Here is a 22,869-nt window from a genome sequence, read left to right on the forward strand (position 1 = left end):
AACAAAACTCTTATTTATTTTTCATTTTGTTTAATGAATCAGCTGTAATTTCAGTGTATTTTTTATATCGTCTTGCAGAGGCTTCTAAATCATTTATCTCTTCTTGTGTAAGATCACGAACCACTCTTGCAGGTACACCAGCAACCAATTTTCCAGATGGAACAACATAATTCGGTTTTACAACTGCACCTGCAGCAACCATAGAAATTGATTCTATTAAAGCTCCATCTAAAATTATTGAACCAATTCCTATTAAACATAAATCCTGCAAAGTACAGCCGTGCAACTTTACTGAATGCCCAATTGTTACTTTATTGCCGATGTTTAATGGATATCTACCATTGGTTACGTGAAGCATAGAACAATCTTGGATATTTGTCATTTCTCCAATCTTAACGTAATGAACATCACCTCGAATAACAGTGTTATACCAAATGCTAGAATCTTTACCAATCTTTACATCACCAACAATTTTTACACCCGAAGCAAGAAAAACAGATTCATGTAAATCAGGAAATAAATCCTGATAAGGAAAAAGTTTTAATTCATTTTCATAGTTTTTTAATCTTGATACTTCGGAGGCATCCATCCTTTTTTCTTCCATTCTTTTAATTCCAAAGTAATGCTGCCAATTAGAACTTGCATCTTAGCAACAATCGGAACAGCGTACAGATCATTTGAAAACCATCCTTCAAAGTAACCAGTCAAACCAAAGATTCCTCTAAACTCTGTTTCGCCATCTAACCTAACACAAGATATATCGTAGTCAACAGCGTCAATATCCATATCCTCAACATCACTATAGAAGTTTATGTAAGTTTTTTCATGCTTTTCATTAATAAAGACAGGAACATTCACTTTTTTTTGCTGTCCGGTTCTCAACCTTGCAAAATAAAATAAAGAAAGTCCATCTTGATAATTGCGTTCATAATTTATTATTGAGTCAGCCCAAATATCATTTGTTCTTTCTCTTCCTTTAATAATGCGGATATTATTTTTATCCTTGTTGAAGAAATATTTTGTATAAGTTGTATCTTCAGAAAGAATTGAGCCTTTGAAGTAATGCGATATTTGTTTTGTATCAAATCTTGTTTCATAAATTTGATGCAAATCTACAAATGGAATCCCTTCATACGAATTAATATATGCGATGGCGTTGTAGAGAGTATCATTACCTTCAATTTGCTCTTTTTGAACAATTAGTTTTATTTCCCCAATTTCAAAAGCAAGATATTTAACAACGTAAGTTATTTCCTCCCCAACCTCTATCTTTTTTGGATTGAATTCTAAAACTAAGTGATCTTTTGATACTGAAAATCCAAAAAGAAAAAATAAAAAAACTACTAAAATCAAAATTGATAAATACCTTATCATTTTAATTTTGCTAAATCTTTTGCTTCATTAAAAAGTGTAAGTGCTTTATTTAGTTGGTTGTCCTGATTCAAGAGTACTGAATACCAGCCTTCATTCTTCCAAAAATTTCTGGCCACCTGGGCTTTCAATCTAGATGATATATAATCTTTATCTTTTAAATAATCTTCTTCATTAAAAGCAACGTCTTTATTCTTTGCAAACTCAATAAAGTTCTTAAGTATATCATCGCTTATTTTATAATTATTTCTAAACGATACTAAATCATTATTAAACTTATTTTTTATAGATGCAGAATTCTTATCTAAATAAGAAAGAATAAAAGTGTAAAATAAATTATTTCTTAAAAGATTTTGCGTATAAGATGTAACCATTTCTGATTTAACAATATAATCCGGAGTTATACCTCCGCCGCCATATACGATTCTTCCCTTTCCCGTTTTGTATTCAGGTCTAACAGAATCCTGTTCAACAGTATGGTTGATGTTGTCACCTTCTTCTTCCGTAGTGTCTCTTTCCGAATAATAATCTTCTTTATTTTTTTTGCTTTTATAATCACGTTGGATAAGTCTTCCGCTTGGAGTAAAATATTGTGAAATCGTTAAACGTAATGCAGAATTATCAGATAAATCAAATTGTCTTTGAACGAGTCCTTTTCCAAATGATGTTTCGCCTACAATTAAACCACGATCCCAATCCTGCACGGCACCAGAAACAATTTCACTAGCAGAAGCACTTCCACGATTAATCAGAACTATTAAAGGAATTTCTTCAAACGGAGAAGATTGTGATGCATAATAAACTTCATCAAATTCTTTTCTTCTGCCTTCAGTATAAACAATTTTCTTTTTTCCACTTATAAAAAGATCACTGATCTTAACTGCTTGATTTAAATAACCTCCAGGGTTACCACGTAAATCAACAACAACCCGTTGCATACCATTTTTATTTAAATCATTCAACGCATCAACTAATTCATCATAAGTTGTTTCAGAAAATCTAGAAACACTCACGTATCCGGTATTATTTTCCATCATAAAATGAGTATCAACCGAATACAATGGAATTTTATCTCTTACGATATTGTAATCAATGAGTTTTGCAACACCAACTCTGCCAATAGAAACTTTAACTTCTGAACCTGCTTTACCTCTAAGTTTATTTCGTACATCATCATTTGTAATTCCAATTACATCCTGATCATCAATTTTAACAATTCTATCACCTGATAATATTCCTAATGCTTCACTCGGTCCACCAGAAATTGCAGACACAACTGTAAGGGTATCATTTACAATCTGGAATTCAATTCCTATCCCCTCAAAATCACCACGAAATGATTCTTCAACCTGGGTAAACTGTGCTGGTGGTATATAAACTGAGTGTGGATCTAATTCGTTTAACATTCCGTTTATTGCGGATTCAACTAACTTTTGAGTATCAACTTCTTCTACATAATATTTTTCAGTAAAGGTTAATACATCGTTAAATTTTCTGATGCTATCACGCAGGTTATCTTCAGAAAATGCTTTTTCTAAAAACACTCCAAGGACAATTCCAACTACAGCAGTAAATAACAGATAAGGAAACTTTACAGATTTAAATGACATTAGTTTGCTCCAAATACTTCAAATATTATGTAATTAATTAAACAATATTAAATTATTATATAAGTCAATAAACAATTCCAGAATTAACTTTTAACTTCCGGTTTCATCTGTGGAAAAAATACTACATCACGAATTGAAGGTTGATCTGTAAACAACATTACTAATCTATCAATTCCAACTCCTAAACCAGCAGTTGGAGGCATACCAAACTCTAGAGCGCGTATAAAATCCTCATCAATTTGATGCGCTTCATCATCGCCTTCTTCTCTCATTTTTACTTGATCTTCAAACCTGTTTCGCTGATCTATCGGGTCATTCAATTCAGAGAAAGCGTTACAAATTTCTCTTCTAAAAACATACCCTTCAAATCTTTCAACAACCCCTTCTTTCGTACGATGTTTTTTTGCAAGTGGAGATAATTCAAGCGGATAATCAATGATAAAAGTAGGTTGTATCAATTCTGGTTCCACTGTAGCGCTAAATAACTCATCAATATATTTTGCTCGGGAATGAATTGTACTAACATCAATTCCAACTTTCTTGGAAGCTGATTTTAAATCATCCATAGAGCAATCTAAAACGTTCAACTCAGTTTTATTTTTAATTGCTTCAATCATCGATAATCTTTTCCAAGGAGCTTTAAAATTTATCTCGGTTCCATCAACATTAAATAATAAAGTATTAAAAACGTTGTTGCAAACATGTTCAATCATTTTTTCAACATATTCCATCATCCAATTGTAATCTTTATATGGCACATAAAGTTCCATCATTGTAAATTCCGGATTATGTGAACGATCCATTCCTTCATTTCTAAAATCTTTAGAAATTTCATATACGCCATTGAAACCGCCAACAATCAGTCGCTTAAGATAAAGTTCATCTGCAATTCTTAAATACAATTCTGTGTCCAGCGCGTTGTGATGAGTTACAAATGGGCGTGCTGCTGCACCTCCATAAAGTGGCTGTAAAATTGGTGTTTCAACTTCCAAATATCCACTTGAATCAAGAAAACTTCTGATAGCAGAAATAATTTTACTTCTTTTTATAAAAACGTCTTTTATATCTGGATTAACAATCAAATCTACATATCTTCTTCTGTACCTTAATTCTTTGTCCGCAAATTGATCGAAGATAATTTTTTCACCTTGTTCATTTATAATTTCTTTTGCTATTGGTAGAGGCTGCAATGATTTCGATAATAATTTCAATTCTCTTGTATGAACAGAAGTTTCCCCAGTCTTAGTTATAAAGACAAAACCTTCGACACCAACTATATCTCCAATATCCATCAACTTGAATGCATCGTATGATTCTACTATTTCATCTCTTTTAAGATAGACTTGTATTCTGCCGGTATGATCTTGAATGTGAGCGAAAGATGCTTTACCCATTCTTCTGATTGCCATTATTCTACCGGCAATCCTAACATTCATTTCTGATCCCACAACAAATGAGTCTTTAATTTTTTTTGAATCAGAATCCACATCAAAAGAGTAAGCAAATGTTTCAAATCCTTTTAAAGTTAATTCTTCAAGCTCTTCGTATCTTCTTTTAATTAATTCATTAACTGTAGGTTGAGCACTATTTTCCAAAGTTATTTTCTCCTAAAATTTGTTAATCGTAAGCAGACAAGATCCTGAATATTATCTGCAAGTTTTACAGGTACGCTAAAATTATTCGCGATCATTGAAAACACAATTGGTTCATTATCCCCTGTTACTGCATAACCGGACAGGCTCCGCACGTGACCTATATACCCAGTTTTTGCCCGAACTACATTTTCAGCTGTAGTATTTTTCATTCTATTACCAAGTGTACCATCAACACCTGCGATTGGTAAAGAGTTATAAAAATCGAAATAGGCCCTTTTATTTGAGTACATATATTTTAACAATTCAACAACTTGCCTTGGCGTAACCATATTTAGATGAGATAAACCACTCCCATCAACCATAATAATATTTTCCGGATTAAGTCCGATTTCCGCAAATATTTCTTTTGCAGCATTAATACCATTTATGATCGAACCAAATCCAAGTTTTTCCAATCCAATTGTTTTTAATAACTGCTCAGCAAAAAAATTCTGGCTTCCTTTATTAATCACTTTAATAATTTCACTAATATTTTCTGAATAGCTTACAAATAATAATTCAAGGTCGTCATAATCAATTACTCTTTCGTAATCATCAATATCAATCGCATAACCATTTACTCTTATTCCTCTTTTTTCTAACCGATTTTTAAAAACAATCATCGCAAATTGAGTCGGATTTAAAACAGTGGCATAGGTAACAAAATCATTTGCGTCTTTTCTAAATTTGCCTGAAACAGTAATTACATTCGTCCCGCGTTCCCTGTTTACTTCTATATTAGTTTTTTCATTACCTGCTGCTGCAATTACATGATTTAATATCACTATGCTTCTTAAGCTAGGATTTGATGTAACGATGACAGAATCATACTTTGAATCATAATGAATTGTGATATCAACACAGTTGTCGTTAAAAGAAATGGCACTTGATTGAGCTGAATACCAGTCAGTTTCATAATCCCAAGACCAGCCATTACCCAATCCAATATCATCAAATAAATTATCATCACCCACTATGTTCCCATTGATATTTGTAACTCCTAAATCAACTAAAGAATCGATCCAGGTATCATAAACAAAATTTATATCATTATTGTAAAATCTTCCGGATATTGTTGGATCTCCTCTGCCTTGAACAATTAAATCGCCATATATTGTTGAGCCAGATTGATGACCATTAATAAAAATATTTGTAGAAAATCTATAATCACTACCTAGTAATAATAATCCAGCGGCACTTGTAAATAATTTTAGATTAGAGGCAGGTACAACAAATTTATCTTCATTTCTTTTATAAAAATATTCGCCGTTTTCAAGTGATTGAATAACAACACCCCAATTTGCATTTCTAAAACTATTGTCATTAAAAATATCATCTAGCTGTTGACTTAATTCTGAAATTGTTGAATATGAAAAAAGCGGCAAAGAATCTTGTTTAATCCTTGTTGAATCCTGTGCAGAAATAATTGTTGCAAGAAAACACGAAGTTACAAAAATATAAAAAGTGTTATTTAGATAATCTTTTAATTTCATCTTGTGTTAACTTTCTGTATGATCCAATTGGAATGTCAGGAACAATTCCTGCAAAACTGCTTCTGTGTAATTTTTCTACTGTGTAATTAATAGTCGTAAACATTTTTTTTACAAAATGATTTCTACCTTCAGTGCATTGCACAAGTATGTTTTTTCTATCTTTTTTCTTTCCATATTTGATAGCAATAAATTTTCCGCGTGTACCATCTATAAAAACGCCTTTTAACAATGCCGTTTCGTGCTCCGGTGCAAGTTCTTTATCAAGTTTAACTTCATACTCACGTATAATATTATTTTTTGGATGGATCAATTTCTGCGTAAACTCACCATCGTTTGTTAAAATTAAAACGCCGGTTGTATTATAATCTAATCTACCAATAGGAAATATTTTTTGTTTGGATTTTATAAGATCCGTTACAGTCATTCTCTTCTTTTCATCATCAGTTGTTGTTACAACACCTTTTGGTTTATTAAGAAGATAATAAACGTGATCGGCAGGTTTAATTTTTTCTCCATCGACTGTTACTTCGTCAATTTCCACATCTATATTAAAAGCAAGCTTATCAATTACTTTTTTATTTACTGTAACTCTTCCTTGTAAAATTAATTCTTCTGCTTTTCTACGGGAAGTTATGCCACTATCAGCAATAAATTTATTCAGTCTCGTCATTATTTTCTTCTGAGCTTTCCAATTCCTTTTCGAGGGTTTCTTCAACTAAGTTCATCATTATTTTATTTTTTTGTTCAATAAAATCTTCATCCTTCATAATCTCTTCTATCTCACGTGGCTTTGGAAGATCACTTAAATTAAACAATCCAAAATACTTTAAGAATTCTGTTGTTGTTCCATAAAGTAACGGTCTGCCAATTGTTTCTGCCCTACCTGTAATTGTAATTAGATTTTTCTCTAAAAGTGTGTTTAAGATGTAATCAGAATTAACTCCGCGTATTTGTTCTAATTCCGGTTTTGTAATAGGTTGTTTATACGCAATGATAGCAAGAGTTTCCAACGCAGCCTGGCTTAATCTTCTTTTGGATTTTTCGGATGATAGAAAACCAACATACTTTGCGTTTATCTCTGTTGTTGCAAAAATAAACCCATTAGCAATTTTCTTTATCTTAAACGAATTTTCATTTGCCTCATATTTATTGTTCAGTTCTTCTACAGCTAAATGAATATCTGAAGAATTGATTTCAATTTCTTCGCCGTCAATTCCTTTTATAGCACGGATAATTTCATTTTCAGAAATTGGTTCATCTGAAGAAAATATTAAAGCTTCAATAATTGATGTATATGTTTTATCCATTTGAAATACCATAAATTACAAAATCATTAAATTCAGGTGATTCTTTAATCCCTATTTGCTCCATTTTGGTTAATTCAAGTAATGCAACAAAAGTTATAACGATTCTTATTTTTTCCTGCATACCATGAATTAAACTTAGAAAATGTATTTCACCTTTTTCAAGAACACGGCTTAATATATATTTTATTTGCTCGTCTATAGAGACATTTATCTTTCTTATTTCGTGAACAACTTGAGGTTTGATTCCTTCAATAGCTTTTTTAAAAGCTTTTGCCAAATCGAATACCGAAATATTTTTTAAGAGTATTTCAAACTCAGGTGGAGCTTCCATAGAATCTTCAGAAAAATCTCCTCTAAAACTTATTTTTCTTTGGCTCGATTCAAAATATGTAAGATCTTCTGCCACTTCTTTGTACTTTTTATATTCCAACAGTGCCTTGATCAAATCAGCACGAGGATCTATTTCTTCACCACGCTCATCAACTTCACGTGGTAAAAGCATTCTAACTTTTATGTGCATCAGTGTAGAAGCCATCAAAATAAAATCACCAGCAACTTCAAGATCCATTAACTTAATAAGATTTACGTATTCTAAAAACTCTCCAGTTATTCTTGAAATAGGAATATCATAAATATTCAGCTCGTCTCTCTTTATAAAAAAGAGAAGTAAATCCAGCGGACCTTCAAACTGATCTAATTTTATTTTATACATTAGCCTAACTTCATATTTAAATGCACTTCATTCATCGTTTCCTCGGCAACTTTTCTTCCCTTCAATTCACCATCTTGAAGAATATCTTTTACTTTATCAATCCTACTTTCATAATACTGTCTTTTTTCAATAATAGGTTCAAGAAAATTAGAAATCTTTGCAGCACATTTCATCTTGCAATCAAAACAACCAATTGCACCATTTCTACAATCTGATTCAATCTCATTTATATTTTCTGCGTTAAATTTTTTATGATAAGAGAATACAGTACAAACATCTGGATTTCCAGGTGTTTCCTTTTTTAGCTTGTTAGGATCAATTGATGCTTTCTTCATTCTTTGTTTAACTGTTTCAACATCATCAGAAAGAAGAATAGTATTCTTTAAAGATTTACTCATTTTTGCATTTCCATCTAGACCGGCTAATCGAGAAAATTTTGTCAATAACGGTTCGGGCTCTGGAAATACTTCGCCATACTGATTATTAAATCTTCGAGCAATTTCTCTTGATATTTCAATATGCGGAACTTGATCCTCACCAACCGGTACAGCGTTTCCTTTATACAATAAAATATCTGCAGTTTGTAAAACGGGATATCCTAAATGACCGTAAATTACATTCTCAATCTTCAAATCTCTAATCTGATCTTTTACAGTCGGATTGCGCTCAAGTCTGTTAGTTGTTATCAACATACTAAAAATCAAATGTAATTCGGCATGTTGTTTAATTTGTGATTGTCGAAACATCGGGCTTTTTGTTGGATCTAAACCACAAGCTAACCAATCAATTAACATATCAATCGAATTCTGATAAATATCATTTGTATCTAAATTTGTAGTTAGAACATGATAATCTGCGATAAGGTGAAAATTTTGATATTCATCTTGAAGCTTAACCCAATTTTCTAATGCACCAACATAATGACCGATGTGTAATTTACCTGTTGGTCGCATTCCACTTAGAATTCGTTTTTTAGCCATTTAACAAAAATATTGTGAATAATTTACCACGAAAGATAATAATAAAGAGTGTAATTTTCAGGAAAGATAAAGATAAGGTTTCCAACGCTCATCAAGCCTGCCAACAACATTTTTAATGAATAAAATATGGCTTGGTTTAAAAGGTCTAAATAACATTTTCATATTTGCCTCTTCAGGTGTTCTATCGCCTTTACGATTATTACAATGAGTACAGGCTGTGATAAGATTTTCCCATGATTCATCTCCGCCCCGGCCTCTTGGAAAAACGTGATCTACGGTAAGCGCAATATCTGCTCTGCCGCAATAAGCGCATTTATAAGCATCTCTTCTGAGAATATTTTTTCTTGTTAATACAACTTTTTTATAAGGCAGTTTAATGAATTTGCTAATACGGATAACACTCGGCCAGGGATAATTTTTATCAACTGAGTGTAAAGATTTTCTTTCATCATTTAAAACAGTTTCTGCTTTGCCTAAATAAATAAGTACAACGGCTTTTCGAATATTGCAGACAGATAGTGGCTCGTAGCTTTGATTTAAAACCAGAACTTTAGAATTGAGTTTTCCATTTGTGGGTATCGATCGTTCGAAGACATACACCTCAATTAGTTTGCTTTTTAGAATTTTGTACTAAATAATATCTGATAACAATTCGTAAAACAAAAATCACCCCTACAACGACTAATATTGGGTAATAATATGATCTTGGAATCATTTCGTAAGTTCCTCTAACCATATCTATTAAAAGTAATCCTGCTAATATGAATGCAATTGCAATTGTGCCGTAATTAAATATTTTGTACCAGGTTTTTTCCATTATACGCTTATTTTATAGGTATTAAACTACGAATTAGATTTCTGTTTTTCAATAATTAAAATGATGGGAAGAGATTATTTTTTGTTAAAAACTATTGCTACACAAGTTACATAATTATCAGAGTGGCTCAGTGATATCTTTATATCTTTATCATCAGAAAAAAACTCTTTTAACTTACCAAAAAATTTAACAACGGGTAAACCGTTTGGTTCATTAGTTATTTCCATACTTTTCCAGGTTGCTGCCTTTTCCCAACCCGTAGCAAGCGCCTTATAAATAGCTTCTTTAGCCGCAAATCTTGCTGCAAGATGTTGATACTTATTATACTTTGCAAGACAATAATCCAACTCATTCTGTGTATAAATTTTGTTTAGGAATGATTCACCGAAGCGGTCAATGCTACTTTTGATTCTTTCAATTTCGATTATGTCAATTCCAATTCCGATTACCATTTAATTCTCTGATTAATAACCAATTGCTGCCCCATAACCACGTGGATCGGTAGCACCATAAAACACTTTATTTTCATAATCGATTACAATTCCTTCACATCTGCCAAGAGTTCTATTTTCACCAACAATATGTCCCTTGTTTTTTAGTGATTGAATCACATCTAAACTTAAACCAAATCTTTCATAATTAATTACATCCGGCAGCCATTGATGATGAATGCGAGGCATATCAATAGCTTGCTGAATATCCATTCCAAAATCTAAAACGTTAAGAATAACTTGAAGTACAACTGTTGATATTGTTGAACCGCCGGGCGATCCAACTACCATAAATGGTTTATCATCTTTCAATATTATTGTTGGAGACATTGAACTGAGCATTCTTTTATTTGGCTCGATTTTGTTTGCTTCACTTCCAATCAATCCAAACTGATTTGGTTCGCCTAATTTTGAACTAAAATCATCCATTTCGTTATTCAACAAGAATCCCGCACCTTCAACAACGATTTTAGAGCCGAAAGAAGAATTAATTGTTGTTGTTGTACTAACAGCGTTTCCAAACTTATCAACTATAGAGTAGTGAGTGGTCTCTTCACTTTCTGAATAAGAATTTTCATCACCTGGTAAAATCTCTGACGATGGGATGGCATAAATTTTTATCTTATCACTAATATATTTTGCGTATTTTTTAGATACCAACCAATTTATTGGCACATTATAAAAGTCAGGATCACCAACATGTTTGGAACGGTCTGCAAAAGAAAACTTCATCACTTCAATAAGTTTATGAAAATATTCGCTACTACCCCATTCAACTTTTTCAAATGAATAGTTTTCCAAAATATTAAGCATTTGAATAAGAGTAACACCACCGCCGCTAGGTGGGCCCATTGTGATTATTTTATAACCTTTGTAATCAGTTAAAATCGGGTTTCGTTCAATAGGCTTATAATTATTTAAATCATCAAGTGTTATAACTCCCTCAAGTTGTTTTATTTGACTTATTATTAATTCAGCAGTTTTACCGGAATAAAATCCTGAAGTACCGTTTTTTTTAATCCTTTCTAAAGTGTTAGATAAGTCATTTTGAAAAAATAAATCTCCCTCAACAAATGCATTTCCATCTTTACTAAATATTTTTTTTGATGATTCGTATTGATTAAAATATTCAAGTTCATACTCTATAGATTTTGCAAGTCTATACTCCAGCTCAAATCCATTTCTTGCTAAGTCAATTGCAGGCTGAATAACTTCAGCCAATGTTAACGACCCATATTTTTCAAGAGCATATATTAAACCTGCAACACTTCCAGGCACACCGGATGAAGTTACACCAAATTGACTTTTATCAGGCAAGAAATTTCCTAAAGAATCTTGAAAAATAAATTCATTTGCACCCGACGGAGCTTTTTCTCGGTAATCTATCGCTGTGTTTTTTCCATCATTTAAATGTATAACCATAAATCCACCGCCGCCAATATTTCCTGCAGATGGATAGGTAACTGCAAGTGCAAACCCAACTGCGACTGCAGCATCAATCGCATTACCGCCTTTCTGCAAAATTTCCACACCAACTTTAGTGGCTAATTCACTTGCTGAGACAACCATTCCATTTTTTCCACGAACAGGATCTTTTGATTCAGAAAATAAACTTGAAGAAAGAAGTATATTTACAAATAATACAAGAATAATTTTAGAAAATGTTTGCATCTACATTTATACCATCATTTTTAAGCTGTTCAATAAGAATGGATGTGAGATCATTAACTTGCTTAAGAGTTTTTTTAAGATCATTAATTAAATTCTCATCATACAAAAGTTTTCCAACATTGTTTTGTTGATTCGTGGTTTCTTTTGTTAGATTATTCAGATCGGTAAGTAATGTATCACTTTTTTGAAAAACATTTTTTAGATCAACGAAAAGCTGATCTATGTTTTCTTTGTTACTTGAAAGAAGTTTATTACTGGTTTCAGTTAGTTCCATAGCGTTTTTAGATAATGATCTTATATCATTTCTATTTTCGGAAAGCATTATATTTAACTTTTCAGTTAGCTGGCTCAGATTTGATAATGATGTTTTAACATCCGAATTCATTTTTTCATCAGTAACATATTTGTTTAAAGAGTGAAGAGAAACTTTAACATCTTTTAGGATTGCAACTAAATCATCCTGTACGGACCCAAACAATGACATAACTGAAGGAATATCTGCATAAAAAGTTCCAATACTAATATTGTTTTTATTAAAAGATGTTGATGAAGTTCCAGGAAAAACTTCAATTTTTTTTCCACCCATTAAATCCAACATCGATATCGCAAAAGATGCATCCTCTTTTAATTGTATATCATTTGCAACAGAAAGCTCAACAACCACATTATTTGGTTCAACTAACATTTCTTTAACATAACCTTTTCGCAAACCATTAACAGTTACTTGATCTCCAATTTCAAGACCCGAAACGTTGGTGAATCTGACTTTTATTAACTGTTCATTTGATTGTAAAGAGAAATTTTTTGCCCAACCTAAAATCCAAATAAAAACTAAAATCCCCGCAAGAACCGTAAGTCCCACTCTTATTTCAGTTTTTCTTTCATCTTTCATAAAATTCTTTCAGCACTTATTTATTATTATTTTTACTCTGCTAAAATACTAATTATCTGCGGCAGTATTTAATTTTTCTAGTATAACTTTTTTTATTCTTTTGTTTTGAACTTCATTAACAACGAACTTTATTCCATAATCAATAAATGTAAAATTGTCTTTAGGGATACTGCCCGCTTTGCTAAGAATAAACCCACCAAGTGTATCATAATCATCGTCTTTAACTAAAATATTAACACCAAGTGTTTCATTTATTTCTTCAAGTTTTGTTTTACCGAGTGCCATAAATCTATTGTCATCAATTTTTATGAGATGATTTTCTTCTTTATCAAACTCATCCCAAATATCACCAACAACTTCTTCAATAATATCTTCTAATGTAATCAATCCGGCAGTTCCACCGTACTCATCTACAACAATGGCAAGATGTACTTTCTTTTCTTGAAATTCTTTTAGCAACTCATTAATTAATTTGGTTTCGGGAATGAACAAGGGTTTTTTTATCAACGATTTCAGCGAGAAGTTTTTAACTAACTCAGGTGATTTTATAAATAGAAGCAAATCTTTTGCAAAAATAACTCCAACAATCTCATCAATACTATCCATATAAACCGGTATCCTGCTGTGTCCGGATTTGGTAATTACGGTTACAATTTTATCATAATCATCATCAACTGAAACAGCTTTAATATCAACCCTGGGAGTCATAACTTCATTAACGCTTAGTCCCGCAAATGAAACCAAACTGCTTATTAGTGAATGTTCATCATCTTCAATAGTGCCCTTTTCTTTTCCGATATTGGCAAGATCGATCAACTCTTCTTTTGTTAAAGCAGATTTACTTTTATCAAAGCTGAGTTTGGATGAAGAGATTTTTATTATTTCAGTTATTGATTCTGCAATAGGATAGATCATGATACTGCAAAGATTTAATGGAACGGCAATAAATTTTGCAAATGCAAAAGGATTTTTTGAAGCAATGACTTTTGGGAACAATTCACCAAATAGTAATATCAAAATTGTAATTACAACTATCTGTATTACTAAAATAATATCCATGGACATATTAAAATAAGCAGCAACATCCATAGCTAAAGAAACAGCAACAATTGAAACCGCAACGTTAACTAGTGTATTACCAATCAGAATTGTAACAAGAAGTCTTCGGGGAAAATTTATAAGATTTGTTAAGTAGCGATAGATGAAACCTGATTTATCCAAACCAGATTCAAGCTGCTTTCTATCCAATGAAAATAAGGCTACTTCTGAGCCGGAAAAAAAAGCCGAGCTCAGAAGTAGAAAAAAAATCAAAACAAGTTTAATACTCCAATCAAGATCCAAATATTATCAAATCCTATTTTTAGAACATTTAAAACGGAAGATCATCATTTGATTCAATTGGAGGCATTTCATTTACTGCACCTTGATCAGAAGCATTATTTTCCGAATAATTGCTGCCGTCACTGGAACTATCTAAAGGAATTATTTTTTCTGAAATCACATCTGTTGAGTAACGTTTGATGCCCTCTTTATCAGTGTAATCACGTTTGGTCAATCTTCCCTCAACGTATACCTTACGACCTTTTTTTAAGTTTTCTTTCATATAATCCGACATATTAAAAACCGTTATGTTATGCCAGGTTGTTTCATTAACCCAGTTCCCATCTTTTCCTTTATATCCATTTGTAGTAGCCATAGAAAAATTAGAGATAGAAACATTACCAGTAGTAAAACGGGTTTCAACATCACGCCCAAGGTTACCAATAAGCATAATTTTATTTAATGAAAAAGCCATATAAGCCTCCAATTTATTTTAAAGTTGATGTATTTAATTATTTTTAAATATTGAATCATTTCTAATTCTAATTTAGGATTTGTTTGTCTAAAATTCCATAGTATATATCATCATAAGTTTTTATAAGTAAAGAAGTTATGTAAAAATTACCGCCTCATTTGGGATTAATCTTGTCAGTGATTCACTACTTGTCAGAAAAAAAACAAACATCCAAAATAATCTGTAATCAAATCTTTGAAAGCACCAATTTTCTCAAATTCATACATAAAATAAATCTCATCTAATTTAATAAGACAAGAATTATCAATGTTTCTTGGCTTGAAACTTGAAACTATCTCTCTAATTATTTAAAAAATTGGTTTAATAGAATGAATACGGGACAGACAATGCTTGCAATGGGTGCAATGATGTTGCTATCATTTTTAGTTTTAAGATTTAATAGCATTCATTTGACTTCAGCTCAAGCATCATATAACTCAAAATTTGGAATTGTTGCCACATCCTTGGCAAATTCGCTAATAGAAGAAGCTAAGGATAAAGCATTTGATGCTGTAGCATTAGATACTACCAAAACAATAACTAGTGCGTCGGATTTCTCAACAACCCTTGGCAAAGAAACTGGTGAAGTTTATCCTGATTTTAATGATTTTGATGACTATAACAATTTGTATTATCCGGACTCACTCTCATTAAAAAATCCACAGACTGGTGCCGCAACAATTTTTGAAATACGTTCGAAGGTTGTTTATGTATCTGATGCAAACCCGGATGTTACTTCAGGTATAAAGACTTATCATAAAAAAATGACGGTTTCTGTAATTAGTTCGGCTATGATGGATACAGTTAAACTTACAACCGTTTTTAGTTTTTGGACATTATTAGAATAAAGAAGTAAAGGATTGTAATGGGTTACACAACAATATTAGATATAGTAGGCGCAACAATTATCGGGGGTATACTATTACTAAATCTATTAAAATTAAATGAAAATGTTTATGCTGTAGATAATGCAACAGGCCATGACGTGAATCTTCAAGTTGAAGTAGTTAACGTTGCAAATATCGTTGATGGTGACTTTAATAAAATTGGATATTGCGCTAATCCAATGAATATGAATGATGATCCAAAAGTTACACTTGCAGACACTTCTTCAATAAAAATAGTTTTTGATGTTGATAGAGATGGTGATTATGATACTGTATATTATTTTGTGAGTGCTACTAGTGTTTTAAACAACACTCCGAATCCGAGAGATAGGATTTTATATAGAAAAGTTAACTCTGATTTACCATATATAGTTAGTAATAATATTACAGAATTTAAGTTTCAATATCTTGGTGCTTTATATGATTCACTAGCAACGCCCCTTGCCTCACCGGGATTGGCGACTTATATAAAAATATCCTTCAGAGTAGAAGATCCATTTGCTTTTGATGAAAAATACACTGAAGCGTTCTGGCGTAGATTAACTGTGACATCAAAAAATTTAAAAAGAAACTAGAGGTACACACAATGGGCGGCAAAATATCCGTAATACTTGTAATGTTATTTAGTGCTTTATTTGCATTATTTGGAAGAAACATTCTAAATAATAGTGTAACCATAACAGAAAATTTTTCTGATTATTATAGCGTTACAAGAGCTCAAAGTATTGCGATTAGCGGAGCTAATATGGCAATAAATAAACTTTATCTTAACAAAACCTGGATGGCTGGATTTTCCAATATTTCCTTTGCGGATGGGTCATACGATGTTGATATAGACACTGTTGGTTGGGATAGCCGAAGAATAACATCAGTTGGAACTTACAATGGTGTTTCTAAAAAGGTTGAGATACTGTTAGAACCAGAAAATTTTGCTCTTTTTGGAAACTTCTACAATGTATTTGGAAGTGTTTGGGCAGCAACTGGTGATACTTTTTCAGGAAGGTTTCATGCAAATGATTGGGTAAACTGTTATTACAATCCAGTCTTTTTAGGTCCAGTTACCACTTCAAAAGGAATTAAACTTTATAACGCAAGTTCCCATCCTGAATTTTTTGGTGGTACTAAAATTACTGAACCAGTTCCGCTTACTTTTGATACTTCTGTAATTAGGACGGCGGCTTATGATAATGGTAAGATTTTCAGAGATTCAACTAATTCTGGTAAAGTCACTACTGTTGATTTAAATTTTTTGGCAGATGGTAATGTAAAGTATAGACTCAAACTTGGATCAGGTGCTTATACTGGATATAGTACTGTTCCCCTAACAACATTAGCACCAAATGGTGTAATTTATGTTGAAAAAGGGAATTTAAATGTTCAAGGAACCTTAAATGGTAGAGCTACAATAGTTGCATCGCAAAAAGGAGATGCGAGTGCTGGTCAGATTTTTATTACTAACAGTATTACCTATGAAAAAGATCCATTAACCAATCCAGCCTGTGATGACATGCTTGGTATGGTTGCTGAAAACAAGGTAACTGTAACAAAGGATATTACCCGAGGTGATATCACAATACATAGCTCGATATTTTCACAAAAAGATGGACTTGTTATTCAGGATTATGCTTCGTACCCCGCAGCTTACAAAATGAATTTGGTTGGTGGAATAATTGGACAGAATGTACAAGCTACGGCAAAATACAATAGTTCCGGTATCCCTACCAACGGTTATAGTTACGTTCATAAATATGACCAAAGATTTACGAAAGTTAGACCACCATTTTTTCCTAGCACAAAATACTTTAGAGTCGTAAGCTGGTACGAAGAATAAAGTATTTTTATAAATATTTATTTAAAAGGCTGTTAATATTAACAGCCTTTTTTTATAACTATTTATTAACCGTTATAATCCAAGCATCAACAAATTCTTGCAGTTTCCACAAGTTATTTCGTACTTCTTCTGCTTCTGATCTTGATTTGAAAAAAGGAACAACTTGAACTAAATACAGTTTAGTACTCTCACCGTAAACAACACTATACTTATAATTTGTCTTATTTCTACTCAATTGAGCAAAATCTAAAGCGTTATCTTCAGTTGTAAACGCTCCAATTTGAACAACATAATAGGCTTCTTTTAGAGTTGGATACTCCCCTGTCTTAGGAACTTCAATTGTTTTTTCTTCGGGAACTTCATCAAAAATATAAATTTGCTTTTCGTCCTCAGAATTTTGTTGTGAAGTTGAACATCCTGCAATAAAATAACAAGCTGAAATTATTAGTAATGACTGGATAAAATATATTTTCATTAAATGTGCCTCATTTTTTTTTCAAAAACTACAAAAAAAGGGATGGCAATACCATCCCTTAATAAGAACTATTAATTATTTTTAGAATAATAAATGATCAAATACTTCACTTGGTATTATTGGATAACCATTTTTATAACTAATCTTTCCCGAAAAATAAATGCTACCTGGAATTGTTGAAACATCTACAAAGGGAATATTAGCGCCAAACTTTGCATTGATTACTTTTATAAATTCGTTAGCCACAATACCGTGAGCTTGATTTGAAGGATGAACTCCATCTAAACTGAATAAGCCGCCCGTAATAAAAAATGTTTTAAATTTGATACCATTTACAATTGTTCCGTTTGCAAAATCTCCAGCTCTAAACTCATTGAATTTTGTATTTATATCTACTAAACCAAATCCAAAATTTTGAGCTAAGGTTGCTATTGTTGTATTATAAGCTGAAACAGCATTATTAGCAACAGTAATTTCATCTGGATCTAAAACGAATGCATTTGGAAAAGGATTCTGCGGATGGAAACCAAATGGTTTTGTTGTATCAATTCCGGCTGGTAATCCTGGGAAATTATTATCCTTATAAAACTTGCCAGTAGCCTGTCCTAAAAGAGGGGCGTATGTACTGCCTTTTAAGGTTACTAAAACATTACCAACAAGTAAATTTTGTTGTGTTGCTGAACCACTTCCTACTCCAGTTTCACCGGCTTTTTGATAGACAAATCCTAAAGGTAAAGTACTCCAAGGAATATTTGTATTAATTGCCATTTGTGCACCAACAGTGGTAAAGAAAGGTATTGCCGTAACACTTGGAATATTTGCAACAACAACTTTAGCACCAGTTTGGGTAGCGTATTGATTTAATCCTTGAGAAATACCACCAAATAATTGTCCAAACTGTGTTGAAGAAGTTGGAGCCGCAGGCGACGTTCCACCACTTGTTGCGTAACCAAGTACATCATTATTTCCTATCCATAATGTAATAAAAGTAGGTGCTAATGATAACGCTTGCTCTAATTGTGTACCTTTATTTAAGGCGCTATTTCTTAAAATCACATCAAAGTATGGATTTGGTGCGTTAGCAAATAATGCTGAAGCACAATTTGTAGAATTTGTCGCAAATAAAACATCATAGGTTAAAGCCCCTGGAACACCAAGATTATTATATGGTGCTGGATAGTTTGCATTTAATAATGATCCGTTTGAGGGATTGTAATAAATAGTTGGCGCTAAGTTTAAGAGTTCCATTCTTCCGCCTAATCCAGGATCAGAGACGTAAGGTATTGCATAAGGCGTACCAACCTGTTGAGCAATTAAATTACCATAGCTATACATTTGACCACTTTGATAAATAGTTCCGCTTTGGTAACCAGCAGTAATACTGTTACCAATCGAAACAAAACGTGCAAAGTTAGCATTTCCACTAACGGCATTTTGTACAGGAGAATCTAACTCTGTGTAGTCATCACAACTAATAATTAGAAGAGCAGTTAATATTAAAATTGATAATAATTTCATTTTCATTTTCTTTATTTCTCCTTATAAACTAAGATTAAAGCTTAGTCCAAAAATATTTGCATAAGTATTATATGTGCCATTAAACTTGCCTCCACCAGGCGTATAAATTTCTTCACTATCATTTATAGTCAATTGTTTTCCTCGAATAAATAAATATGAACCTTGAACACTTAAATTCTCAAATATTTGTGCTTCAATTCCAAAACTCAATCCAATTCTGTTAGCTTCTGGTAATGTGGGATTTAAATATTGAGATGACACAGGATTTTTATCATAATAAACACCGCCCATAAAAGTAGTTTGATCACTAAACTTATAAGCTCCGCCTAATCTGACGATGTATGAGTCATCATATAATCTTGGACTTGAAGAAACATAGTTAAGATCAGTATAAGTAACTTCCAACTTTTCATAACTTGACCAGCCAACATATTGAAAATCAGCACTTAACTTAACTTTTTCTGAAACATCTACGGCAATACCACCAGCAATATTTTGTGGCGTAGTTAATTCTGCGACTATGTTGCCTTGTGGAATTCTGCTTAACACTTGTTCCGGTGCAGTTGCAGTTCCAGTTCCTTCAAAATTATATTTTACTTCGCTATGATAAGATGCACCAATAGTTAAATATTTGCTAGGTTTATACATTATACCTGCATTAAATCCCCAGGCAAACATATCATCTCCTTCAAGGTGAACGAAAGCATCTGAATTTATGAATACAGGGTCACCGGGATTTAATCCAATCGCACTTTTTCTTGTTATCTTTACATCAGCAAAACTATAAACAAAACCAGCACTTATTGAAAGTGACTCAACAGGCTTGTAAGCAATTACCGGTGTAACTATAAAAGTTTGCAGAGATGTTTCAACTGCAAGATATTTACCTATCCAATTCTCATCCCACTCTGTTCCTAATCCAAATGGAGTAGTAAAACCAAGTCCAACTGTAAACTTATCACTTAATTGATGTGAAGCAAAAAAATGGACAGGATAAAAAAGTAAATTCTTTCCTCGATATTCAGTAACATCAGGAGTAACACCTCTAAATTTACTGTTTGGAGCAATCAAAGATGTACCAAAAACAATATTTGTACCTTTAACAAATGATAAGCCTGCACCATTCCAGTATACTGCAGACGGATCATTTGCAACGGCTGTAAATGCACCGCCCATTGCTAGAGCTCTGGCTCCATGCTCATTTAGTTGAAATCCACCTGCATATATATTGGTAGAAATCAAAAATGCAGAAACGATCAAAAGAAATAGTCGAGATTTCAATTCTCTCCTCCTGACAATAGTGAATGATAAATAGTTAAGCGAAAATTAGCAATTTTTTGTAAATAACAAATTATTTAAGACTAAACAGTGAAATATATTTTTCTACCGGTTTTCCCTCAGCAACAAATATCTCTGCAATTGTTCCATCAATATTAGATTTTATTTCATTTTCCATCTTCATTGCTTCTAAAATCATTACAGTTTCGCCTTTTTTGATTTTTTCACCAACTTTTTTTAAGATTTTCAAAACTAATCCTGGCATTGGCGATTTGATCGATTTTACATTTGTGTCATTTTTTTTTGAGGCTGAAAGTAATTGAAATGCTTTTTCCTGTAATGTTGTCCGAATATTTACATCAAAGTTTTGATTGTTTATTTGAATTGATAGTTCATCATTTGAATTGTTCCAGTAAGATGTTTCATAAACATTATTATCAATCTTCAATACAAATTTTGAATGATTCAACTGTATTAGCTTATACTCGACTCTATCATTATCTACTTCAACAAATTTTTCATCAATTATTTTTATTTCTCTTTGACTATCGTTTATTCTAACAATAAAATCACTCATTGTTTTGCTCCCACCATTTATTATTTTTTATAGAAGTGATTTTTTTGGATGTAGTTTTTTGTTTTGATTTAATTAGTGTGGCAAAAACACTTGCAGCAATTTCATTTCCAGTATTAGATTTATCTATTCTTTTCACTGATGAATCTGAATGATTTAGATTATCGATAAAATTAATATCATACTTTCCAGTTCTAAACTCTTTAGTATTTAAGATATAACTTAAGAAATTTGTATTTACTATAATGCCGGCTATCTGAAATTCATTCAAAGCCCGATTCATCCTACTGATCGCTTTACTTCTATCACTATCCCAAGAAATTAGTTTTGCAATCATTGGGTCATAATGAATTGATATTTCTGAATCTGCTGCAAAGCCTGAATCAACTCTAACTCCAATTCCATTTGGTTCTTGGTAATGTAATATTTTCCCAGTAGATGGAAGAAAATTATTAGCTGGATCCTCCGCATAAATTCTACATTCCAACGCAAAACCATTAATCTTTATTTCATTCTGCTCGAACGAAATTTTATTACCGTCTGCAATAGATATTTGTTCTTTTACAAGATCGATTCCCGAAATCAATTCAGTAACGGGATGCTCAACCTGAATTCTGGTATTCATTTCGAGGAAATAAAAGTCTTTGTTAGAATCCATTAAAAATTCAATTGTTCCAGCATTAAAATATCCACAGGCTTTTGCTGCTTGTATCGCTGCCTCCGTAATCTTATCACGTGTAGTTTGATCCACAAATGCTGATGGTGCTTCTTCAATAATTTTTTGATGTCTGCGTTGTATTGAACACTCGCGCTCAAATACGTGTCTATAGTTTCCATGTTTATCTGCAATGATCTGAACTTCAATATGCTTTGGATTTTCAATAAACTTTTCAATGTAAACTTCATCATTTGCAAAAGATTTTAGAGCTTCGCGTTTCGTTGATTCAAATGCAGATTGAAATTCATCTTTGTTAGAAACTTTTCGCATACCCTTTCCACCACCACCGGCAGATGCTTTTAATAAAATTGGAAATCCAATTTTGGCCGAAAACTTAATACCCTCTTCAGCATCTTTAATAGCTTCTAAAGTACCGGGAACAACAGGAACATTATGTTTACTCATTAAAGTTCGTGCTGCTGTTTTGCTTCCCATCATTTTTACGGATTTAGAGGACGGCCCGATAAATGAAATTCCGCTTTGCTCCACATCTTCAATAAATGAAGCGTTTTCAGAAAAGAAACCGTATCCAGGATGAATCGCATCTGCTCCAATTGATCTAGCAAGTTCTATAATTTTATTTTTATTTAGATAAGACTCGGAAGCGGTAGCTGCACCAATATGATAGGCTTCATCAGCCATTCTTGTGTGAAGAGAAGTTAAATCAACATCAGAATAAATTGCAGCAGATTTAATTCCTAGTTCTTGGCATGCTTTAATTATTCTAACAGCAATCTCCCCTCTGTTAGCGATAAGAATTTTATTGAACAAATAAA

At 32.3% G+C, this 22,869-nt stretch carries 24 protein-coding genes; 3 read left to right on the forward strand and 21 right to left on the reverse strand.

Annotation, left to right across the window (positions count from 1 at the left end):
* Positions 1 to 10: 10 nt before the first annotated feature.
* The 16 genes from IPJ23_04785 to ssb form a co-directional block, all read right to left on the reverse strand.
* Positions 11 to 589, reverse strand: coding sequence for a gamma carbonic anhydrase family protein (locus IPJ23_04785; protein MBK7630010.1), 579 nt, complete (start codon positions 587 to 589; stop codon positions 11 to 13).
* Entirely contained in the window at positions 562 to 1,374 is an 813-nt protein-coding gene (locus tag IPJ23_04790; protein MBK7630011.1) for a DUF3108 domain-containing protein, read from the reverse strand. The genes IPJ23_04785 and IPJ23_04790 overlap by 28 nt, the downstream gene beginning before the upstream one ends.
* A complete protein-coding gene (locus IPJ23_04795) occupies positions 1,371 to 2,981 on the reverse strand; it encodes a S41 family peptidase (GenBank protein MBK7630012.1) in 1,611 nt (536 codons plus the stop codon). The genes IPJ23_04790 and IPJ23_04795 overlap by 4 nt, the downstream gene beginning before the upstream one ends.
* Before the next feature lie 83 nt (positions 2,982 to 3,064).
* Positions 3,065 to 4,576: a lysine--tRNA ligase gene (gene lysS / locus IPJ23_04800; GenBank protein MBK7630013.1), complete on the reverse strand. Its 1,512-nt coding sequence runs from the start codon at positions 4,574 to 4,576 to the stop codon at positions 3,065 to 3,067.
* Positions 4,577 to 4,578: 2 nt separating this feature from the next.
* Positions 4,579 to 6,108: a D-alanyl-D-alanine carboxypeptidase/D-alanyl-D-alanine-endopeptidase gene (gene dacB, locus IPJ23_04805; GenBank protein ID MBK7630014.1), complete on the reverse strand. Its 1,530-nt coding sequence runs from the start codon at positions 6,106 to 6,108 to the stop codon at positions 4,579 to 4,581.
* Positions 6,083 to 6,778, reverse strand: a complete 696-nt coding sequence (locus IPJ23_04810) for an rRNA pseudouridine synthase (protein ID MBK7630015.1) — start codon at positions 6,776 to 6,778, stop codon at positions 6,083 to 6,085. Before IPJ23_04810 ends, dacB begins: the two co-directional genes overlap by 26 nt.
* Positions 6,762 to 7,415 (reverse strand): SMC-Scp complex subunit ScpB, encoded by a 654-nt coding sequence (scpB, locus tag IPJ23_04815; protein MBK7630016.1) that lies wholly within the window; start codon positions 7,413 to 7,415, stop codon positions 6,762 to 6,764. The genes IPJ23_04810 and scpB overlap by 17 nt, the downstream gene beginning before the upstream one ends.
* Positions 7,408 to 8,127, reverse strand: coding sequence for a segregation/condensation protein A (locus tag IPJ23_04820; GenBank protein MBK7630017.1), 720 nt, complete (start codon positions 8,125 to 8,127; stop codon positions 7,408 to 7,410). The genes scpB and IPJ23_04820 overlap by 8 nt, the downstream gene beginning before the upstream one ends.
* Positions 8,127 to 9,107: a tryptophan--tRNA ligase gene (gene trpS, locus IPJ23_04825; protein ID MBK7630018.1), complete on the reverse strand. Its 981-nt coding sequence runs from the start codon at positions 9,105 to 9,107 to the stop codon at positions 8,127 to 8,129. The genes IPJ23_04820 and trpS overlap by 1 nt, the downstream gene beginning before the upstream one ends.
* Before the next feature lie 57 nt (positions 9,108 to 9,164).
* Complete coding sequence (locus IPJ23_04830; protein MBK7630019.1) at positions 9,165 to 9,686, reverse strand: HNH endonuclease; 522 nt, start codon at positions 9,684 to 9,686, stop codon at positions 9,165 to 9,167.
* 22 nt (positions 9,687 to 9,708) lie between these two features.
* On the reverse strand, positions 9,709 to 9,924 hold the full coding sequence (locus IPJ23_04835; GenBank protein ID MBK7630020.1) for a hypothetical protein: 216 nt from the start codon (positions 9,922 to 9,924) through the stop codon (positions 9,709 to 9,711).
* Positions 9,925 to 9,998: 74 nt separating this feature from the next.
* Entirely contained in the window at positions 9,999 to 10,376 is a 378-nt protein-coding gene (acpS, locus tag IPJ23_04840; protein MBK7630021.1) for a holo-ACP synthase, read from the reverse strand.
* A 12-nt stretch (positions 10,377 to 10,388) separates the two neighbouring features.
* Positions 10,389 to 12,086 carry a gamma-glutamyltransferase gene (ggt, locus tag IPJ23_04845; protein MBK7630022.1) on the reverse strand — a complete coding sequence of 566 codons (1,698 nt, stop codon included), beginning with the start codon at positions 12,084 to 12,086 and terminating at the stop codon, positions 10,389 to 10,391.
* The gene (locus IPJ23_04850; protein MBK7630023.1) at positions 12,070 to 12,978 is read right to left on the reverse strand and encodes an MCE family protein; all 909 of its coding nucleotides are present in this window, start codon (positions 12,976 to 12,978) and stop codon (positions 12,070 to 12,072) included. Before IPJ23_04850 ends, ggt begins: the two co-directional genes overlap by 17 nt.
* Before the next feature lie 48 nt (positions 12,979 to 13,026).
* Complete coding sequence (locus IPJ23_04855; GenBank protein MBK7630024.1) at positions 13,027 to 14,319, reverse strand: HlyC/CorC family transporter; 1,293 nt, start codon at positions 14,317 to 14,319, stop codon at positions 13,027 to 13,029.
* Positions 14,320 to 14,347: 28 nt separating this feature from the next.
* Positions 14,348 to 14,773: a single-stranded DNA-binding protein gene (gene ssb, locus IPJ23_04860; protein MBK7630025.1), complete on the reverse strand. Its 426-nt coding sequence runs from the start codon at positions 14,771 to 14,773 to the stop codon at positions 14,348 to 14,350.
* A 368-nt stretch (positions 14,774 to 15,141) separates the two neighbouring features.
* Here ssb and IPJ23_04865 point away from each other — a divergent pair, with 368 nt between their 5' ends.
* From IPJ23_04865 to IPJ23_04875, 3 genes are read left to right on the forward strand one after another with little or no spacing between them, the layout of a single operon-like run.
* On the forward strand, positions 15,142 to 15,660 hold the full coding sequence (locus IPJ23_04865) for a hypothetical protein (protein ID MBK7630026.1): 519 nt from the start codon (positions 15,142 to 15,144) through the stop codon (positions 15,658 to 15,660).
* Positions 15,661 to 15,677: 17 nt separating this feature from the next.
* Complete coding sequence (locus tag IPJ23_04870) at positions 15,678 to 16,274, forward strand: hypothetical protein (protein ID MBK7630027.1); 597 nt, start codon at positions 15,678 to 15,680, stop codon at positions 16,272 to 16,274.
* An 11-nt stretch (positions 16,275 to 16,285) separates the two neighbouring features.
* Positions 16,286 to 17,530, forward strand: coding sequence for a hypothetical protein (locus IPJ23_04875; protein ID MBK7630028.1), 1,245 nt, complete (start codon positions 16,286 to 16,288; stop codon positions 17,528 to 17,530).
* Between the two features lie 58 nt (positions 17,531 to 17,588).
* Here the strand turns inward: IPJ23_04875 and IPJ23_04880 are convergent, their stop codons facing one another.
* The 5 genes from IPJ23_04880 to IPJ23_04900 form a co-directional block, all read right to left on the reverse strand.
* Positions 17,589 to 18,005 carry an SPOR domain-containing protein gene (locus IPJ23_04880; GenBank protein ID MBK7630029.1) on the reverse strand — a complete coding sequence of 139 codons (417 nt, stop codon included), beginning with the start codon at positions 18,003 to 18,005 and terminating at the stop codon, positions 17,589 to 17,591.
* 81 nt (positions 18,006 to 18,086) lie between these two features.
* Complete coding sequence (locus IPJ23_04885) at positions 18,087 to 19,523, reverse strand: hypothetical protein (protein ID MBK7630030.1); 1,437 nt, start codon at positions 19,521 to 19,523, stop codon at positions 18,087 to 18,089.
* A 21-nt stretch (positions 19,524 to 19,544) separates the two neighbouring features.
* The gene (locus IPJ23_04890) at positions 19,545 to 20,804 is read right to left on the reverse strand and encodes an outer membrane protein transport protein (protein ID MBK7630031.1); all 1,260 of its coding nucleotides are present in this window, start codon (positions 20,802 to 20,804) and stop codon (positions 19,545 to 19,547) included.
* Between the two features lie 70 nt (positions 20,805 to 20,874).
* The gene (locus tag IPJ23_04895) at positions 20,875 to 21,378 is read right to left on the reverse strand and encodes a hypothetical protein (GenBank protein MBK7630032.1); all 504 of its coding nucleotides are present in this window, start codon (positions 21,376 to 21,378) and stop codon (positions 20,875 to 20,877) included.
* A complete protein-coding gene (locus IPJ23_04900; protein ID MBK7630033.1) occupies positions 21,371 to 22,864 on the reverse strand; it encodes an acetyl-CoA carboxylase biotin carboxylase subunit in 1,494 nt (497 codons plus the stop codon). Before IPJ23_04900 ends, IPJ23_04895 begins: the two co-directional genes overlap by 8 nt.
* Positions 22,865 to 22,869 lie beyond the last annotated feature (5 nt).

The organism is Ignavibacteriales bacterium (assembly GCA_016709765.1).
Taxonomy (GTDB): Bacteria; Bacteroidota; Ignavibacteria; order Ignavibacteriales; family Ignavibacteriaceae; genus IGN3.

Coding starts and splice junctions, on each gene's coding strand:
- IPJ23_04870 (MBK7630027.1), top strand. CDS start 15,678: ATGGGTTACACAACAATATTAGATATAGTAGGCGCAACAATTATCGGG.
- IPJ23_04875 (MBK7630028.1), top strand. CDS start 16,286: ATGGGCGGCAAAATATCCGTAATACTTGTAATGTTATTTAGTGCTTTA.
- IPJ23_04820 (MBK7630017.1), bottom strand. CDS start 8,127: ATGTATAAAATAAAATTAGATCAGTTTGAAGGTCCGCTGGATTTACTT.
- trpS (MBK7630018.1), bottom strand. CDS start 9,107: ATGGCTAAAAAACGAATTCTAAGTGGAATGCGACCAACAGGTAAATTA.
- IPJ23_04895 (MBK7630032.1), bottom strand. CDS start 21,378: ATGAGTGATTTTATTGTTAGAATAAACGATAGTCAAAGAGAAATAAAA.
- IPJ23_04885 (MBK7630030.1), bottom strand. CDS start 19,523: ATGAAATTATTATCAATTTTAATATTAACTGCTCTTCTAATTATTAGT.
- IPJ23_04810 (MBK7630015.1), bottom strand. CDS start 6,778: ATGACGAGACTGAATAAATTTATTGCTGATAGTGGCATAACTTCCCGT.
- scpB (MBK7630016.1), bottom strand. CDS start 7,415: ATGGATAAAACATATACATCAATTATTGAAGCTTTAATATTTTCTTCA.
- ggt (MBK7630022.1), bottom strand. CDS start 12,086: ATGCAAACATTTTCTAAAATTATTCTTGTATTATTTGTAAATATACTT.
- IPJ23_04790 (MBK7630011.1), bottom strand. CDS start 1,374: ATGATAAGGTATTTATCAATTTTGATTTTAGTAGTTTTTTTATTTTTT.
- acpS (MBK7630021.1), bottom strand. CDS start 10,376: ATGGTAATCGGAATTGGAATTGACATAATCGAAATTGAAAGAATCAAA.
- IPJ23_04835 (MBK7630020.1), bottom strand. CDS start 9,924: ATGGAAAAAACCTGGTACAAAATATTTAATTACGGCACAATTGCAATT.
- IPJ23_04785 (MBK7630010.1), bottom strand. CDS start 589: ATGGATGCCTCCGAAGTATCAAGATTAAAAAACTATGAAAATGAATTA.
- dacB (MBK7630014.1), bottom strand. CDS start 6,108: ATGAAATTAAAAGATTATCTAAATAACACTTTTTATATTTTTGTAACT.
- ssb (MBK7630025.1), bottom strand. CDS start 14,773: ATGGCTTTTTCATTAAATAAAATTATGCTTATTGGTAACCTTGGGCGT.
- IPJ23_04865 (MBK7630026.1), top strand. CDS start 15,142: ATGAATACGGGACAGACAATGCTTGCAATGGGTGCAATGATGTTGCTA.
- IPJ23_04850 (MBK7630023.1), bottom strand. CDS start 12,978: ATGAAAGATGAAAGAAAAACTGAAATAAGAGTGGGACTTACGGTTCTT.
- IPJ23_04795 (MBK7630012.1), bottom strand. CDS start 2,981: ATGTCATTTAAATCTGTAAAGTTTCCTTATCTGTTATTTACTGCTGTA.
- IPJ23_04880 (MBK7630029.1), bottom strand. CDS start 18,005: ATGAAAATATATTTTATCCAGTCATTACTAATAATTTCAGCTTGTTAT.